Annotated in this window: 14 protein-coding genes; 2 read left to right on the top strand and 12 right to left on the bottom strand. The window is 61.8% G+C overall.

All coding sequences use genetic code 11. From position 1 onward, the window contains the following. Positions 1–415: 415 nt before the first annotated feature. The 7 genes from CUJ84_RS13480 to CUJ84_RS13510 all read right to left on the bottom strand — a co-directional run bounded on the left by CUJ84_RS13480 (position 416) and on the right by CUJ84_RS13510 (position 9,005). Entirely contained in the window at positions 416–1,903 is a 1,488-nt protein-coding gene (locus CUJ84_RS13480; protein WP_105006587.1) for a right-handed parallel beta-helix repeat-containing protein, read from the bottom strand. A gap of 326 nt (positions 1,904–2,229) precedes the next feature. After that, positions 2,230–3,432, bottom strand: a complete 1,203-nt coding sequence (locus tag CUJ84_RS13485) for an ABC transporter permease (protein WP_105006588.1) — start codon at positions 3,430–3,432, stop codon at positions 2,230–2,232. 4 nt (positions 3,433–3,436) lie between these two features. Continuing rightward, positions 3,437–4,576 carry an ABC transporter permease gene (locus CUJ84_RS13490; protein WP_105006589.1) on the bottom strand — a complete coding sequence of 380 codons (1,140 nt, stop codon included), beginning with the start codon at positions 4,574–4,576 and terminating at the stop codon, positions 3,437–3,439. Beyond that, on the bottom strand, positions 4,573–5,277 hold the full coding sequence (locus tag CUJ84_RS13495; RefSeq protein ID WP_105006590.1) for an ABC transporter ATP-binding protein: 705 nt from the start codon (positions 5,275–5,277) through the stop codon (positions 4,573–4,575). The genes CUJ84_RS13490 and CUJ84_RS13495 overlap by 4 nt, the downstream gene beginning before the upstream one ends. Continuing rightward, entirely contained in the window at positions 5,274–6,422 is a 1,149-nt protein-coding gene (locus tag CUJ84_RS13500; RefSeq protein ID WP_245457477.1) for an efflux RND transporter periplasmic adaptor subunit, read from the bottom strand. The genes CUJ84_RS13495 and CUJ84_RS13500 overlap by 4 nt, the downstream gene beginning before the upstream one ends. Positions 6,423–6,687: 265 nt before the next feature. Next, a complete protein-coding gene (locus CUJ84_RS13505; RefSeq protein WP_105006591.1) occupies positions 6,688–7,761 on the bottom strand; it encodes a helix-turn-helix domain-containing protein in 1,074 nt (357 codons plus the stop codon). Between the two features lie 263 nt (positions 7,762–8,024). After that, positions 8,025–9,005: an SDR family oxidoreductase gene (locus tag CUJ84_RS13510; protein ID WP_105006592.1), complete on the bottom strand. Its 981-nt coding sequence runs from the start codon at positions 9,003–9,005 to the stop codon at positions 8,025–8,027. Between the two features lie 267 nt (positions 9,006–9,272). Here CUJ84_RS13510 and CUJ84_RS38315 point away from each other — a divergent pair, with 267 nt between their 5' ends. Together CUJ84_RS38315 and CUJ84_RS13515 are read left to right on the top strand one after the other, a co-directional pair. Next, positions 9,273–9,449, top strand: a complete 177-nt coding sequence (locus CUJ84_RS38315) for a hypothetical protein (RefSeq protein ID WP_199788709.1) — start codon at positions 9,273–9,275, stop codon at positions 9,447–9,449. 7 nt (positions 9,450–9,456) lie between these two features. Next, positions 9,457–9,831, top strand: coding sequence for a VOC family protein (locus CUJ84_RS13515; RefSeq protein ID WP_105006593.1), 375 nt, complete (start codon positions 9,457–9,459; stop codon positions 9,829–9,831). 68 nt (positions 9,832–9,899) lie between these two features. Here CUJ84_RS13515 and CUJ84_RS13520 read toward each other — a convergent pair whose 3' ends face one another. From CUJ84_RS13520 to CUJ84_RS13535, 5 genes are all read right to left on the bottom strand, one after another. Further along, on the bottom strand, positions 9,900–10,481 hold the full coding sequence (locus tag CUJ84_RS13520; RefSeq protein WP_245457478.1) for a dienelactone hydrolase family protein: 582 nt from the start codon (positions 10,479–10,481) through the stop codon (positions 9,900–9,902). A gap of 73 nt (positions 10,482–10,554) precedes the next feature. Then, entirely contained in the window at positions 10,555–11,340 is a 786-nt protein-coding gene (locus CUJ84_RS13525; RefSeq protein WP_003540916.1) for an ATP-grasp domain-containing protein, read from the bottom strand. 74 nt (positions 11,341–11,414) lie between these two features. Further along, positions 11,415–13,403 carry a primary-amine oxidase gene (locus CUJ84_RS13530; protein WP_105006595.1) on the bottom strand — a complete coding sequence of 663 codons (1,989 nt, stop codon included), beginning with the start codon at positions 13,401–13,403 and terminating at the stop codon, positions 11,415–11,417. A 60-nt stretch (positions 13,404–13,463) separates the two neighbouring features. After that, positions 13,464–13,637 carry a hypothetical protein gene (locus tag CUJ84_RS38320; protein ID WP_199788710.1) on the bottom strand — a complete coding sequence of 58 codons (174 nt, stop codon included), beginning with the start codon at positions 13,635–13,637 and terminating at the stop codon, positions 13,464–13,466. Beyond that, entirely contained in the window at positions 13,634–15,085 is a 1,452-nt protein-coding gene (locus CUJ84_RS13535; protein WP_105006596.1) for an APC family permease, read from the bottom strand. Before CUJ84_RS13535 ends, CUJ84_RS38320 begins: the two co-directional genes overlap by 4 nt. Between the last annotated feature and the right edge of the window lie 94 nt (positions 15,086–15,179).

Here is a 15,179-nt window from a genome sequence, read left to right on the forward strand (position 1 = left end):
GGATCGGATGCGGTCGGGGCTAAAGGCCATGCTAAGAGGGCCTTCGATATTGCCTTCACGACGGTTGGCAGACCCTGTGGGCCGGCCTTGGTCCCGAGAAACGCCTGGCGGTGGCGATATCCTACGAACTACAACTTATACGAAAACAATCTACTAAAAAGCGACCGAAAGGTGAATGAACGATAATCGTACCCCTCGGCGACGTATGGTCGCAGAAGCTGTAGACGTCCTGTTTCAGGTCAGTCGTAAGCCAGAAAGGCGAGGCCGTGTGGCATGCCCCTTACCCTCACCCGGCTGCAGCCGGATGAGGGGCGCTGCGGAGACATTTGGTGGCGAGAGCAACACTTCCCTGGGGGAGTCACGCTTCCCGGAAGCAACGCCTCCCCGGCGTAGCGCCGCTCCCGGCACACTCGCCTCAGCTCAGCAAGCCATCCAGATGGATGAAGACGGTCAGCGTATCCCCGTCGCTGTGATGCGAGGTTCCATCGTTGATCGCGTAGCTGAACGACTCGCTCACATGTCCGCTATGGTCAGGGAGCTTCGTCTCATCGAGCGTGTAGGCATAGTTGCCTTCCCGGTCCACGTGGATGTCACCGTATTCCCCGGTCAGCGTCAGGCCGTGCTTGCCGACGGTTTCGTCCCCGAAGCGCCGAAGTACCAGGGTGTCATTGTCCGAGCTGTCGTTTTCAAGGAGGTTGCCATGATGGGCGGCACCCGTATCGGTCAGGATCTTCAAATTGTCATGGACAGCGACAACGGCAGGATCCGCGGCCGCCTCCGTCGCTGCGGCAGTCTTGGCAACCGGGCTGGCCAGCGCCGTCTCGACATTGGCAACCGTATGGTTGTTGCTGACGGAGAAGGTGTGGGCGTCGACGATGGAAGGCGATATGCTGTAGGCCTTGACGCCGCTCTCGATGGTATTGTTGAAAAAGGAGCCGGATGCCGGCCTGTCGACCTTTAACGCCGCCTGTGAGAGGTCGTCGAAGACATTGTCGTGGACCTTGATATTCGTGCGGACATAGCTGGGGCTGCCGGCAGCGGAGATAACCACGCCCCAGGCGCCGTCATGGATGTGGTTGCCCGCAATATCGTAGTCTCTCGTATTGCCCGTGTCGCCGAGACCGACAGCGAAGGACCAGCTGTAGCCGTGAAATCCCGATATGTCGTTGTCGCGGATGGCAACATTCTTGCCGGCCTGCGCGCTGATGCCGAAGCCGCCGCCGGTGAGCGTATTGTCCTCGACCACGGCATTCACCGGCCTGATGAGCACGATGACGCCCTTCGGACTATCGGCATGCGTCTGGTCGAGATGGTTGCCGCGGATCAGAATGTTGCTGCTGTCGTTCACCTGCACGGCATCGGCCGTCGCGCCATGGGCATTGGTGACGGTGTTGTTGAGAAGCTTGATGCCGGTGACCTTTTCGATCCAGAAGCCGTCGCCCTTGACGTCCGATATCTTGCTGTCTTGGATCGTGACATTCTTGCTGCTCCGGAAGGTGACGGCGCCTGCGTTTTCCGACAATCCCGTCTTGGCGATCTCGACGTCGCGGACCGTCCAGTTCGTGACACTGCCGCCATAAATGCCCGCACCTGATGTATTCGATATCTTCAGGTTCTCGATGACGATGTTCGAGGCATAGAGACTGTGGATACCGTCGCCACTGCTGTGGATGACGGGTGCCGCACCCGTGCCGTAACTGCCGATCTTGATCGGCGCACTCTCGCTGCCGGAATATTTGATATCGAGCTGCTCGTTGAACATGCTCCCCTTGGCAAGGAGCACGCTGTCGCCGGGTTTCAGCTTCAAGGATTCCACTTTGGACAAAGTCGCAAAAGCCGAATTCTGGCCCGTTCCGCTGTTGCGGTCGGAGCCACTCGCTGAGTTCACATAGTAGACTGTCATATCGCCATGTTGCCCTGTTCGTCGGATCGCTATGTCGCCGCCGGGATCGTCCAGGATCGGCCGATCGGATGCGGCGGGGGCAAACCGGCCACGGCAAGAAGGCGATAAGATGTTGTCAATGGGGCAATGGGCGGGCTCTCAGGCCTTATTCCACAGCCAATTCCCTGGTGTGACGAAAGTTACAACTTGGGCCGAGAAATCGGCGACTTCGAGGTGAATAAATCGCGGCGTGTTTGCGCGAGGCTGACGTCGCCTTCGGTCTATGCACCATGTGATTCTTGCCTTCGCTTGCGCTCAAGGGGTGAGGAGCGCCAGCGACTGAAAACCTACCCTCTCGCCCGCAACGCCGCCCTCAGGGGCAACCGCGTCGCCGCAAGCGCCGGCAACGCCCCGCCGATGATGCCGATGGCAAGACCCAGCAGGCCGGCGGTGAGTGCCACGTCGGCGGTGACGTCGAGCTGGAAGGCCATCTTGGTATTGTCAGCGCCCATCGTGCTTGCCTGCCAGCCGCTAAAGGCGAGCCATGAGACGAGGATGCCGAGCGCCGACCCCGCGACAGACAGCAGCACGGCCTCGACCCAGGTGGCAGTGAAGGCCGGCAGGCGGCCGAAGCCGAGCAGGCGCAGCGTGGCGATCTCGACGGTGCGGTCGGAAACCGAGCTCATCATCGTGTTCAGCGCTCCAGCCGTTGCGCCCACTGCCATCAGCAGCGCGAGGGGCCAGCCGAACAGGCGAATGAGGCGGCTGGTGCGCTCGGATTGCGCGGCATAGAGATCGGCCTCGGAGACCGCGGTGAGTGGGGCGCCGGGAATTGGGGAAAGATGCTGTCTCAGCGCGTCCAGACCACCCGCCCCATCAAGGCGCATACGCAGGCTCTGCACCTGCCCCTGCCGGTCAAAGCCCGATTGCACCGCTTCCAGATCCGCCCAGATCTCGGATTCGAAGGCGCTGCCACCCGAGGTGAAATGCCCGACGACAATCCAGTCGACCGCGCCGAGCCGCACCCTGTCGCCGACAGCGAAGTCGGAGAACTCGTCGGCAATCTGGGCACCGACGACGATTTCGCGGGCGCCTTGGGAAAACAGCCGCCCCTGCGAAAGCATCGCTCGATCGCGCAAGCCAGAGCCGGCCGGATCCATGCCGCGTAGCGACAATGTCTGCTCGGCGCCATCGCTTGCCCTGATGACATCGACCGGAACAATGACCTCGCGCGACAGCGCCAATCCGCCCGCCGCGTCGCGCGCCACGCCGATATCGCCGGTCATGGCGCTTAGGCTGCGGATCGCCTCGGCCGGCACGTCCGAGCCGGTCTCCTGGTTGGTGCCGCCGCCAAGGACGACCGCGATGCCGGGCGAACCGGCGCCGGCAAGCGCCCTCTCAAAACCGCGCACCATGGCGAGAAACCCCGACAGCACCGCCACGACGAGGGCGACCGACAACACCATCGACAGCGAGATCCAGAGCCGCCGCGGCAGGCTGCCGAGATTGACTCTGATCATGAGAAATATCTGCTTGAGCGCTGATGACATTGGATTATCTCGATCTGAAGGCGTTGACGATGGGCAGGCGCATGGCGTTGAGGGCGGGCAACAGCCCGGTCAGGAGCCCGAGACCAACGATGATGGCGACGGACTTCAACAGCACCGACAGACTGAAGGCGAGGCCGAACTCGGGGCCGATCAACAGCGTCGCAAGCTTGGCGAGAAGGAGCCCGCCCGCCCCACCGGCGGCGAAGATGAACAGCGTCTCGCCGAGCACCAGCGTCATGATCCGACCGCGCGAAAAGCCCAGCACCTTCATGACGCCGATCTCGAAGCTGCGTTCCCTCACGGCAAAGAGCATGGTGTTGACAGCGATCATCAGGATGGTCACGAAGGCCGCGCCGACGACGAGGCCGACGATCAGGCCGACATCGGCGAACTGCCGCAGGAAGGCTTCGAGGAACTGCTTTTCCGACTGTGTCCGCGTCTGCGCCGCCGAGTTGGCAAACAGCGCATCGATCCGCGCCGCCAGCACGCCCGGCGACACGCCCTGGCGCGGGCGCACCACGAAGGCGTCGACCGTATCCTTGTCGCGCGCGCGGGCCGCATTGATCGCGTCGTAGCGGGCGAGCATGAAATAAGTATCGGTGCTGGGATTGGCACCCTCGAAGATGCCCGCGATCACGAAGCTCCAGTCACGACTGCCATCGGTCTTCATCAACTGGCTGGTGACGCCGATGCGCTGGCCGACCGACCAGCCCTGCGCCTCCGCCAACGCCCGGCCGACGAGCACTCGGTCGCGGCCCTCTTCCAGCGTTCCGATCAGATCGGGCGTCAGCCCGAGCTCGTCGCCATTGGCAGCGGCAATCGAGCGCGGATCGACCGCGCTCGTCGTGACGACATTCTTCTCCACCGCTACGAACCCACGCATGCGCGCGGTATAGGCGACGGCGGCGACATCGCCGTCCGCAGCGATCCGGCTGAGATAGGCAAGCGGCAGCGGCAGCCCCCGGCCCGATTTGTTGAAGACGCCGAGCAGATTGTCGCTCGCGCCCGCCGCCCCTTGGCTGCCGCCGAGGAAACTCGCCGTCAGGGCGTAGATCAGGAAGGCGATACCGACCGAGAACATCAGCAGCGCGGCCCTAAGCCGCTTGCGCCAAACATTACGCCGCATCAGTTGAAAGAAGGTCATCGGCTCCTCCCCTGCTGCTCGACGAATTCGCCCTTGTTGAGATGCAACGTGCGCCGGGCAAAGGCGGCGGCCTCGGGATCATGCGTGACCATGATGATGGTCTTCTGAAGCTTGCGATTGAGAAAGCCCAGCATCTCGAGAATATCATTGGCGGATTTCCGGTCGAGATCGCCGGTCGGTTCGTCGCAGAGTAAAAGGTCGGGATCGCCGACGATGGCGCGGGCGATGCCGACGCGCTGCTGCTGCCCGCCGGACATGCTCGATGGAAACTGCCGCTGCCGGCCCGCAAGACCGACGAGCTCCATGACGGTCTCAACGCGGGCGTGCCGCTCCTTTCGCCCGAGCGGCTTCAAGAGCAGCGGCAGCTCGATATTCTCGCCGGCATTCAACATCGGCAGCAGATTGTAGAACTGGAAGACGATGCCCATGCCATGCGCCCGCCACGCGGCTCTGGCGCCCTCGCCCATCTGCTCGATATGGCTGCGGCCGATCCTGATCTCCCCGGCATCAGGGCTGTCGATGCCGCCGAGCATGTTGAGCAGCGTCGATTTCCCCGAGCCCGACGGCCCCATGACGGCAACGAAATCGCCGCGCGCGATGGAAAGGTCGAGCCCGGAAAAGATCGGGATCGTCTCCGCGCCGATCCTGAATGCCTTCCGGACGCCGCGAAGCGCGATATAGGGTTCTTGAGAGTCGGTCATCGCTCTGCTCCTTGCTGGTGGTCTGTGGTATACCCGGCCTCACCCACCACCAGGCGGATGCGCGCAACCATGGCGGGGCGCATGTCTGGCGGCGGCGAGGAGAGCGACAGGCGAAGCGTCACCGTCCCCTTCTCCCGCGAAATCATGGGCGCGATCTTCGATACCTCGACCGCAAACGGCTGGTCGGGAAAGCCGTCGAGCACCGCCTCCCCACGCAAGCCCGGCCGCATCTGTGCAATATTGGCCTCGGCCACATCGGCATCGATGACCATGTTTGTCATGTCGGCAATCGCAAGCAGGCTTTCATTCTCCCGCACGCTGTCCTCGCGCGACAGCACGGTGTCGCCGACATGCGCGGTAAGCCGCGTGACGGTGCCCGATATCGGCGCCCGGACGGCCAGTGCGTCCACCTGCTCGCGCGCCCTCTCGATATCGAGATCCGCCTTGGCCACATCTTGCCGTGCCTGCAGGGCGGCATTTTCGGCAGTGTCGAACATCGTCCTCGCCTCCTCCAGCGTCTGCGCCGACATCGCATCGCGCCCGGCCAGCCGCTCGGTGCGCGTGAGGGAAGACCGCGCCTGCGCCAATTCTATAGTCTTCGCCGCCAGCGCCAGCCCCGCCGATTGCCGGGCGATCTCGGCCCCCTGAAGCGTGAAGCGGGCGCCGGCATCATCGAGCCGCAGCAGCACCTGCCCCGCCGCGACCCTACCGCCCGCCTCGACTTCGACGGCGACGATCCGGCCCCCATATTTGGAAAAGACGGTGGAGATATCGGGTGCCACGACGTAGCCGGAGCTGGTGACTTCCCGGGTTGGCAAGGCCGAGCTCGCAGCTTCATCGGCAGGCAACGCCCGCCCATGCTCGGCAGCAGCGCCGCCCTCGGCCGGCGCCTCCGCTTCACGAACGGATATCGTAGGGCCGCTATTCGCGAAGCCTGCAAGCATGGTCTCGATGCGCTCAAGCGCCTCGGGCGGATAGAAAAGAACCACCGCCAGCGATGCAGTCGCGGCAAAGGCCACCTTTGCTCCAGGGATCACACGCCGCCGGACACGGGCCGGCGGCTCTGCCTTGAAGGCCGCAGGCTCGATCGAAAGCGATCTCAGCTTGGCGGCAAGGTCTCGGTCATGTTCTGATGTCGTGTTCATTCCGCAAGCATCGCCGATCCGGCTGAAATCGCGACCTCAAACGCGTTTCTGGCAGTCCTCGATCGCGATCGTGTACGTGGCACGGCAAGGCGCCCGCCGTCGGCCCTCATGGTAGGCAGGCCCGAAGGGCCGTTTCGAACCACGAGGGCGGGTGATTGCGTGGGTGCAGGCTGCAGGCTGGCTGGATGAAGCGCTGGTGGCCAGCCCTCCCCGGGGGCCCTTAGGGGCACCTCAGGACGAGGCTGGAGAGAGGACGGGCGTCAATTCAGGACGACACTGGAGGAAAGCCCGCGCCACCCTTTTTCTGCCGCCAGGCAAGCGGCGTCATATCCGTAACCCGGCGGAATTCGCGGTTGAAATTGGACTTGGTCTGGAAGCCGACCTCGAACATCACTTCGGTCACCGATTTCTGGGTAGCGGCAAGCAGCCGGCAGGCCTCGCCGATCCTGTAGTCATTGACATATTGCGAGACGTTCTTGTCGATCGCCCGGTTGATCGCTGCCGAGATCTGGCGGGCGGGAATGCCGGCCTTACGGGCCAGCCGGTCGAGATTGAGATTTGCGTCGCGATAGAGCCTCTTTGCCTCCATCAGCGCATCGACCGTGGCGATCGTCTCCTTGTCCTCGGTCGTTTCGGGCTTCAGCGCCGCCTCCACCGTCTCGGCCGGCGCCCGGCTTCGGCTGGCAGCGGCCGCCGCAATGCCGAGGATGACGAGGACGGCGAGGTTGCTGACGCTGATCAGCGTCAGCGCATGCTCGCCATGCGCCCATGTGAAATCGAGAAAGACGAAGATATCGACCGAGGCCGACAGGCACAGCGCCACCGCCGCGAAGATGATTGCCCGATAGGCCGGCACCGCTCCCTCGAAGGGCGCAAGCCGAAGCGCATCGGCGCCCGGCCGCATCAGAAGCAGGATCGCCAGGGCATAACCGACGAACACAAGCACCAGTGCTATATCGATCACATCCCGCCGGACCACCATCAATAAGAGGATGACGGCGGCGGGCACGGCATGCAGCGCAATCCGCGCCGCCGGCGGCCGCCGGCTCGTCCTCACCAGCCCGGAAACCCCGGCATAGGCAAGCGGGGGCACCATCGCCGCGGTGACGGGCGCAATCACCCCCACCGCCTGTACCCCGTAGCCCCAGCGCAGCCCGGAGAGGACAGATTGCAGCACGGCGAGCAGGATCAGTGCCAGAAACGGCCGATTGGGCTGCGCCTCCTCGTCGCGCCGGAGGACGGTGACGAAGAGGACAAGCAGCAGAAGGGCAACGACGAAGGGAAGCGGAATGAACAGCATGGCCTGATGGGATCGGAGTGGCGAACAGATGGCCATCATTGCCGAGATCCTGACCCGGCGCGACCTCCATCATGTTTTAGGACGCGTTTTAGGCTGGGCTTTTTTGTGAATGCCTGCAGTGATACCCTCGTCCGACCCTTCGGTCGCCGGCCACAAGTCTCAATCCGTCGTTGAGGTCGGTATGGTTGTTTTCCAGCCAACCCGACAGGCTGTCGAGATCGGCGACATCGCAAGTCCCGTGATCAGCGCGGGCACGACCGCTTGCATCGTGTCTTTCGGAAAGTTGTTCTACGCGGACCTGCCTAGCCGAGAGCGCTTTGCGCAGCGCAAATCCGATCGACCAAAGCATCAAGATCGCCCCTTGGCGGGCGGTTCTTGGCCAGGCGCTGCTTGAGATGCATGATCGGCTCCGCCAGAATTTCATCCAGGCTGTCGGCGCAGGTGAAATCGCCTGCCACGCTTTTGACCTTTGAATTGTCAAAGATCGCCGACCATGCCTTGTCGCCCCGCAGCGGCCCAACCCACTCCGGATTGTAGCGGACCAGGGTGTCCGTCGGCACGTGTACGATCCTGGCCTCGACATCCAGCAATCTGGCGATCGTCGATTGAATATCGTTCCAGATGTGGGCGCGATCGGAGGTGATGTGGAAGATCTCGTTCAACGCCGCCGGCTTGCCGAAAAGCCCCACAAAGGGCACCGCAAAATCAACCGAGCGGGTCAGCGTCCAGGGCGTATGGCCATCGCCCGCCACGATGGTGGGCTCGCCATCCAGCATGCGTCTCGCCATGACATCGCTGTCGCCCATCATGATCGGCAGGCCCGTGCGAACGGTGTGACTGGGACGGACGATGGTCCAGGCGAGCTTCTGGGAATTCTTGAGCAGCGTCTCGCAGGCAATCTTGTCCTGGCTATAGCGCCAGTACGGGTTGATCGCCGGTGTCTGCTCGGTAATCACGTAGTGGCGCGGCGGCTTTTCATAGACCGAGGCCGAAGAGATGAAGATGTACTGGCCACAGTGCCCCGCAAACACATCGATATCACGCGCGATCTGATCGGGTGTAAAGGCAATGAACTGGCAGACAACGTCATAATTGGCCTTGGCGAGATCCACATAGTCGGGCGCCGCGAGATCACCGACGATCGAGGTGACCCCCGCAGGCAAAGGGTCGCCTCTCAAACTGCGATTATAGACGCTGACATGGTGGCCCTGAGCCACAGCGCGCTCGACGCAAGGATATGAAATCTGGCCGGTACCGCCAACGAAAAGGATTTTCAAAGCCATGTGAAGGACCTCGGTGTCGGATGTGGCGGGGATATGCGGTCAGTCTTCATAGCGCGAAAGAAATTGGTCGTCTCCTGCAAAATCAGGCGCACCGGCTCACGTCATTTGGGTCGACCTGTCCCGTAAACCAACGTGGTGGCATTCCGCATAGGCCGATCGGTCGACGTGAGGTTCGGCCGCAACCAGCCATTGCCGATACCGCAAAGATCTCTATCTCAAGCCAATAATGCCCCTTCTGTTTGAGATCAGCACAAGACGGAGGCATTCTTGAAGGATTATCTGCCCTATGCAGCCGGGGTGCTGGCAGGATTATTGGTCGCCTTCCTCATGTCTAGCCTGTTGGCGCTGACGGAGACACCGCAGCTCGTGCTTTTCGCATTGCTGCCGGCCATCGGTGGCACCCTCGTTGAACGCGTTTGCCGTCGCCGGCCCAACAATTCTTGAAGGGTCCATGGCAAGGCTGAAAGAAATCGTCATTGATTGCGACATTCCCTCGCGCGTCGCCCGGTTCTGGGCGGAGGCGCTCGATGGCTACGACGTGATGCCATATGACGACGAAGAACTGGCCCGCCTGGCCGCCCTCGGACTGACGCCCGAGACTGACCCGACCGTGATGGTCGAAGGTCCCGGAACCCGCCTTTGCTTCCACCTTCGCCAGGGGGAACGTCCTGCCCGCAACCGACTTCATCTCGATATTGCCACCCCCGATCGAGCCAGGGAGGTCGAACGGCTTTTATCCCTCGGAGCGACCTTCGTCCGGGAGGCGGATGGCTACACGGTGTTGAATGATCCCGAAGGCAATAATTTCTGCGTGGCGTCCGAATAGTCCGCTCCGGGCCCCATCTCAGGATGGCTATACCAGAGCTAAACCGGATCTCCCGCGGAATGTCGGGATCAGACGCGATTCAGGAATTCGATCACACGGAGGGTCAGCAGCGCGGTCGCATCCGCGTCATAGGACGGCAACGAGCTGTCAGCGAAGTAGTGCTGATCGCCCGGGTACAGGAAAAGCTCCGCGTCCTCGACCTTCGCGATGATCTCGCGGGCGGCGTCGATGTCACCCTCGCCGACGAAAATCGGGTCGTTGTCCATGCCGTGGATCTGTACCGCGACGCCGTCCGGCCAGGGTCCGAAGGCCCACTCACCGCTGATCGGCAGGCAGGAATAGAAGAGCAGAGCCCCGCGGGCGCCGGGACGCGTCTGCGCCAGCTTCTGCGCCGGCAGCACGCCGAACGAGAACCCGGCATAGACGAGCCCGGGCGGCAATTCGTCGGCGACGCGGACGCCGCGCTCCCTGACCTCGTCGAATCCGATCTCACCGATATAGCCCAGCCCCTCTTCGATGCTCGGGAACGTGCGCCCATCAAACAGATCGGGCGTGTGCACGATATGGCCGGCTGCCCTGATGTCATCGGCGAACGCATGCACACCTGGGGTCAGCCCCTGCGCGTGGTGAAACAACAGGACCTGAGCCATACGGAGCCTCCATGTGGGATGGTCGGGCAAACATTCTGCAACTCTACAGCGTCATTCCCTCGCCGGGAAGACGTCAGGTGCGGGCCAGGCCGTCGATCGCCCTCGCCAGCTTCACGAGATCTGCGGCGTAGAACCCGGCGGCGTTGAGACAGTTCGTCTCCAGCAGCTTCAGTCCCTCTTCGGTCCGACAGATATCGATGACATAAGCTTGGGAGTAGCCGGGATTGATGTCGACCATGCGCTGCCCGAAGTTCAGCGCATCGTCATCGATCTCGTGGCGGTGGACGACACGCGATCCATCTTTGTAGAGCGAATAGGTGACAATCCGACCGTCGACGACCCAGAGACGCCATTCGCGCAGGATGCGAACAGGCTCAGTGAGCATCAGCAGCGTGTCGTGACGAAGCGAACCCTTGGGGATTTCATCTTCGTCGAGCGCCAGCACCCTCTCTGCCATACGGATGATCTCGCCGGTCGATTTGACATTTCCGGGCTCCTCCTTGCTGTCGTCGACCGGGCGCAGGAACCAGTCCCTGCCGTCATCCGCCAGACGCTCGGGGACATCCCGGAGTGTCAGGAACAGCGCATCGGCGCCATTGAGGAGGTAAGGATGCCACACCTGTTCGTGAACGAAAGGACGCAGCTTAAAAACACCCGGCCGGTAACCGTTCGCCTCAGCGTTCTTCCACAGCGTGTAGGAGCCGAACATGACCACTGAACCTGGATCAGCAACGACCGGCTTGGGGATGAGCTCGCCGACGAACGGTACGACCTTGTGCCATGTGTAGGAGATTCCGAGCTGGTCGAGAGCCTCGGCCAGCTTGTTGGTATCTTCGAACTGCTGGAGAAGCCACTGCATTCTGTTCCCTGCCCTTCTTACATCCGTCGGACTGCCAAAAAGCTACTTAAAAAGGAACAGCCGTAGCATTGCAGCTATGTATGGCAGCAGGAACCGTTTCCGGTGTCATCGGGCGAAGGCTGCAGGCGATTGTCGACACTCTGGCCGTGTCCTTCCGGCGGCAGGTCCATGGCGATGTTGGATGCGAAGAAGCCATTCGGTTTCAGCGTGAAGCCGGCATATTCCACGGGCATGATCGGAAAATCCTCGGGCTTGCAGACATGGGTATGGCCGAAGGAATGCCAGAGCACGACGTCGGCATTCTCTATTTTACGGTTCTGCCTGACATAACCCGGCAGGCCGTCGCCGCCGGCATGCACGTTCGGATAATCGCCGCTCGCATATTTTTCCCTGGCATCGAAGGCGGTGACCCAGATGTGTTTCTTGGCAAAGCCGCCGCGCTGGGCAACGGTCGAATCCGGCTGGGCAAGCATAACAGGCGACGGCATGACGACAATCTTGTAGCCCGGCGCCTTGCCGACGCTGTTCTGGATGTTGGGGTTGGAGACCTTCCAGTAACGGCCGGTCTCGCCATTGGCGAGTGCCGGGGAATCGAGTTCGCGCTTCAGCACACGAGTCTTGGTATCGAAGACATTGCCATAGGGATTGTCTTCACCCCAGGGACGCGGCACGAACTCATGCTCGGTCACGGTATTGTCGCCGCCGTCGACATCCATGTGCAGGCGCGCATTGAAGAAATGCTGGTGGGTCGGACCGCCGAGATTGTCATCGACCATGCCGCCCCATGGATAGGTTTCGCCGGTCGCGACCGCCGCCGTCTGGATGATGCCCGTGAGCTTGGCTTCGAGCTGGATCGTGCCGTCCTGGTAAAGATACCAATAGAAGCCGTAATCGTAGTTGCCGACGGTTGCGAAAAAGGAGATGACGAGGCGGCGCGAACGGCGCACTTCGAAAATACCGTTGCGGAATTCGTAATGCTTCCAGAGGATGCCGTAATCCTCCTCATGCATGCAGATGGCATTCTTCATGATGAAGGGCTGGCCGAAATCATCCGCCGCCGGCACATCGAAATAGTGAATATGGCCGAGGCAGTCGCAGCCGAGTTCGAGGCAATTGGCCAGGCGTCCGAGGCCATATTCGCCAGCATCGAAGGCGCTCTTCCAATAGTGGTTCGCCGTCGGATCGGCATAGGGCACGACCATTTCGGTGACACTGGCGCGAAAGACGACGGGCCGTAGCCTTCCCTGATCCCTGATGCCGAGTTCATGCAGAACGAGCCCCTCGCGCGGGGTGAACCCGACACGGAAACTCCAGTTCTGCCATTCGACTTTCCAGCCGTCGACAGTAAAGCTCGACCCTTGCGGCTGAACGATCTGCAGCGGCTTGAGATCGGGCCGCGGTTCCGGGAAGGTTTCGCGGCCATAATTGCGCTTCTTCCTCGGGACCGGAATGATCTTCTCATCGTCGACGAGATCGACCACTTGGTTGGTGATCAGATCGACCACCGCCACCACGCCCTCGATCGGATGCGCGTAGCCGTTGTCACGGATATCCTCGCGCCAATAGGACACCGCGCGGACGATGCGCTTTCCCTTCTCGAATTCGCGGCCAAAATAGCCCGAAGAAAAAGGATCGATCTGGATGAGCGGAATATCCTCGTCGGTAATGCCGCGCTTTTTGACGGCAGCGATCCAGCGCGGATCGGATTTGACGGTGCCTTCAACGGTTTCGAATTCGCACAGCATGATCGGCGGCTGGCCATAGGGCAGCTCATCAAGAGGCAGCCGGATATAGGAGGACACCGTGCCGGCAGTCAGGTCTACGACGCCCTCGAAGGTTTCGCCATTGCTGATGTCGATTGCCAGGATGAAGGCGAGCCGCGGCAGCCTGTCGCCCAAGCGATGGGCGGCAAGATCCGCCTTGGTCGGCTCCTCCAGCCGGATTATCGGAAAGCGGAAGGTGGCTGCGAGTGTCTGCGTATCCTTGAGGATGGCAACGGCAGAAGCGATCTCGTCGAGACTCAGAGGGTCGAGCGGATGGGTGGCTGCAACAACGGCGTCCATTGGTATACCTCTTGTTTTTGGAAGAGACGACGCACCATGGCGCGTCGCAAGCTGCGGTGATCAGGATCGACCGGAGCAGATCTGGGTATCGATCATCATCTGGTTTGCATGAATGCAGAACACCGAGCAGAAGGCGTGGGCCTCGACGGCAACCAGCACTGTTGCGCCGGCAAGGATCGCGACCGCGAGAACCAGGAGGCGATCGAGGGGTGCAAATTCAGCAACGGCACTCATTCGAAGACCTTTCCAAGGGAAGCATAGAGAGCGGGCTTGGATCTCTTGACCCGGACCGCAAACAGCGCACCAAGAATGCCCACCAGCACCATGGCATAGGGGAAAGCCTTGACGATCGGGCTTTCACTGCCGGAAAGGAGTGAAAGATTGGAACTGACCAGCACCAGCGAACCGATGAGGCCGAGGAGCGCCAGCGCCGGAGCGATCATCGTGGTCCAGGCGCTGTAGCTGTTCGGCGTCTTGCGAAAGAACATGACGATTGCGACGGAGACAAGCACCTGCACCAGCAGGATACCAATACCCGCCAGCGCTGCCATCCACGAGAACACGACGGTGTAAGGATCGGCACCGAAGGTCACGAACAGGCCAAGGACGACGGCCGCGATCAGACTTTGCAGCAGACCTGCAGCATAGGGTGAGCCATGCCTGGCGTGAACCTTGCCAAGCACCTGTGCGGCCAGACCTTCACGGCCAAGGGCGAAGAAATAGCGGTTGAGCGTATTGTGGAAGGACAGGATGCAGGCAAACAGGCTGGTGATCAGCAGCACGTTCATCGCCTGGCTCGACCATGCGCCAAGCACGGAATTGGCGGCGGTGAAATAAAAGCTGTCGAGGCTGGAAGCCGCAGCAGCCTGCACCTTGCCCGGACCGTAGAATTGCACGATTGCCCAGGTGGAGAAGGCATAGAAGAGGGTGATGAGCAGCACGGCAACATAGGTGGCGCGGGGGATGGTCTTTTCCGGATATTCGGCTTCCTCGCCGAAAATGGCCGTAGCTTCGAAGCCGATGAAGGAACCGATGACGAAGACCAGCGCCACACCGAGACCGGGCGCAAAGACCGACGATGGCGCGAAGGAGGAGAAGCTGATGCCTTCTGGTCCGCCGCCTGAAAAGACGATGGCAAGATCCAGAACCAGCAATATGGCGATTTCGGCAATCATGCAGACGCCGAGGATCGCACCTGAGAAGGCGATGTTGCGCTGACCGCAGACCAGCACGACGACGAGTGCTGCGAAGGCCCAAGCCCACCAGGGCAGGACCAGCCCAAGCGGCGCTATGGCATTGGCCATGAAGAAACCGAACAGGCCATAAATGGCGATCTGAACCGCGCTATAGGTGACCAGCGCCATGAAGGCGCCACCCACACCCGCCGGCTTGCCAATGCCGTGGGTGATATAGGTGTAGAACGCCCCTGCCCCGCCCACATGCCGGCTCATGGCGGTGAAGCCGACCGAGAAGAGCAGGTAGAGCAGGCCGGCAAGCACGAAGGCGCCGGGGACGCCTGCACCATTGCCAACAGCGAAGGCGGCCGGCGAAGCGCCGACGACGGCCGTCAGCGGCGCGGCCGCGGCAACGACGAAGAACACGATGTGGGCGAGGCCCACCGAGTTCCTGGCCAGACGACGCTCCGGCGATGATGGTGCGGGCATGCTTGCTTCCAGTGTCATGGAGAACCCCTCTTTGCTTGTTTGTTGCCAAGAAGGTAAGCGCGGCGATCTGGCCCCGAAATTGCAGTTTATGCCAATGAATCGATAATTCGCG

The organism is Rhizobium leguminosarum (assembly GCF_002953715.1).
GTDB lineage: Bacteria > Pseudomonadota > Alphaproteobacteria > Rhizobiales > Rhizobiaceae > Rhizobium > Rhizobium leguminosarum_V.

What these genes read in the sequence shown, in the direction of transcription:
- CUJ84_RS13480 (WP_105006587.1), bottom strand. Translation starts at nt 1,903, where the DNA reads ATGACAGTCTACTATGTGAACTCAGCGAGTGGCTCCGACCGCAACAGC.
- CUJ84_RS38320 (WP_199788710.1), bottom strand. Translation starts at nt 13,637, where the DNA reads ATGAGTGCCGTTGCTGAATTTGCACCCCTCGATCGCCTCCTGGTTCTC.
- CUJ84_RS13495 (WP_105006590.1), bottom strand. Translation starts at nt 5,277, where the DNA reads ATGACCGACTCTCAAGAACCCTATATCGCGCTTCGCGGCGTCCGGAAG.
- CUJ84_RS13525 (WP_003540916.1), bottom strand. Translation starts at nt 11,340, where the DNA reads ATGCAGTGGCTTCTCCAGCAGTTCGAAGATACCAACAAGCTGGCCGAG.
- CUJ84_RS13505 (WP_105006591.1), bottom strand. Translation starts at nt 7,761, where the DNA reads ATGATGGCCATCTGTTCGCCACTCCGATCCCATCAGGCCATGCTGTTC.
- CUJ84_RS13510 (WP_105006592.1), bottom strand. Translation starts at nt 9,005, where the DNA reads ATGGCTTTGAAAATCCTTTTCGTTGGCGGTACCGGCCAGATTTCATAT.
- CUJ84_RS13500 (WP_245457477.1), bottom strand. Translation starts at nt 6,422, where the DNA reads ATGAACACGACATCAGAACATGACCGAGACCTTGCCGCCAAGCTGAGA.
- CUJ84_RS13485 (WP_105006588.1), bottom strand. Translation starts at nt 3,432, where the DNA reads ATGTCATCAGCGCTCAAGCAGATATTTCTCATGATCAGAGTCAATCTC.
- CUJ84_RS13530 (WP_105006595.1), bottom strand. Translation starts at nt 13,403, where the DNA reads ATGGACGCCGTTGTTGCAGCCACCCATCCGCTCGACCCTCTGAGTCTC.
- CUJ84_RS13520 (WP_245457478.1), bottom strand. Translation starts at nt 10,481, where the DNA reads ATGGCTCAGGTCCTGTTGTTTCACCACGCGCAGGGGCTGACCCCAGGT.
- CUJ84_RS13535 (WP_105006596.1), bottom strand. Translation starts at nt 15,085, where the DNA reads ATGACACTGGAAGCAAGCATGCCCGCACCATCATCGCCGGAGCGTCGT.
- CUJ84_RS13515 (WP_105006593.1), top strand. Translation starts at nt 9,457, where the DNA reads ATGGCAAGGCTGAAAGAAATCGTCATTGATTGCGACATTCCCTCGCGC.
- CUJ84_RS13490 (WP_105006589.1), bottom strand. Translation starts at nt 4,576, where the DNA reads ATGACCTTCTTTCAACTGATGCGGCGTAATGTTTGGCGCAAGCGGCTT.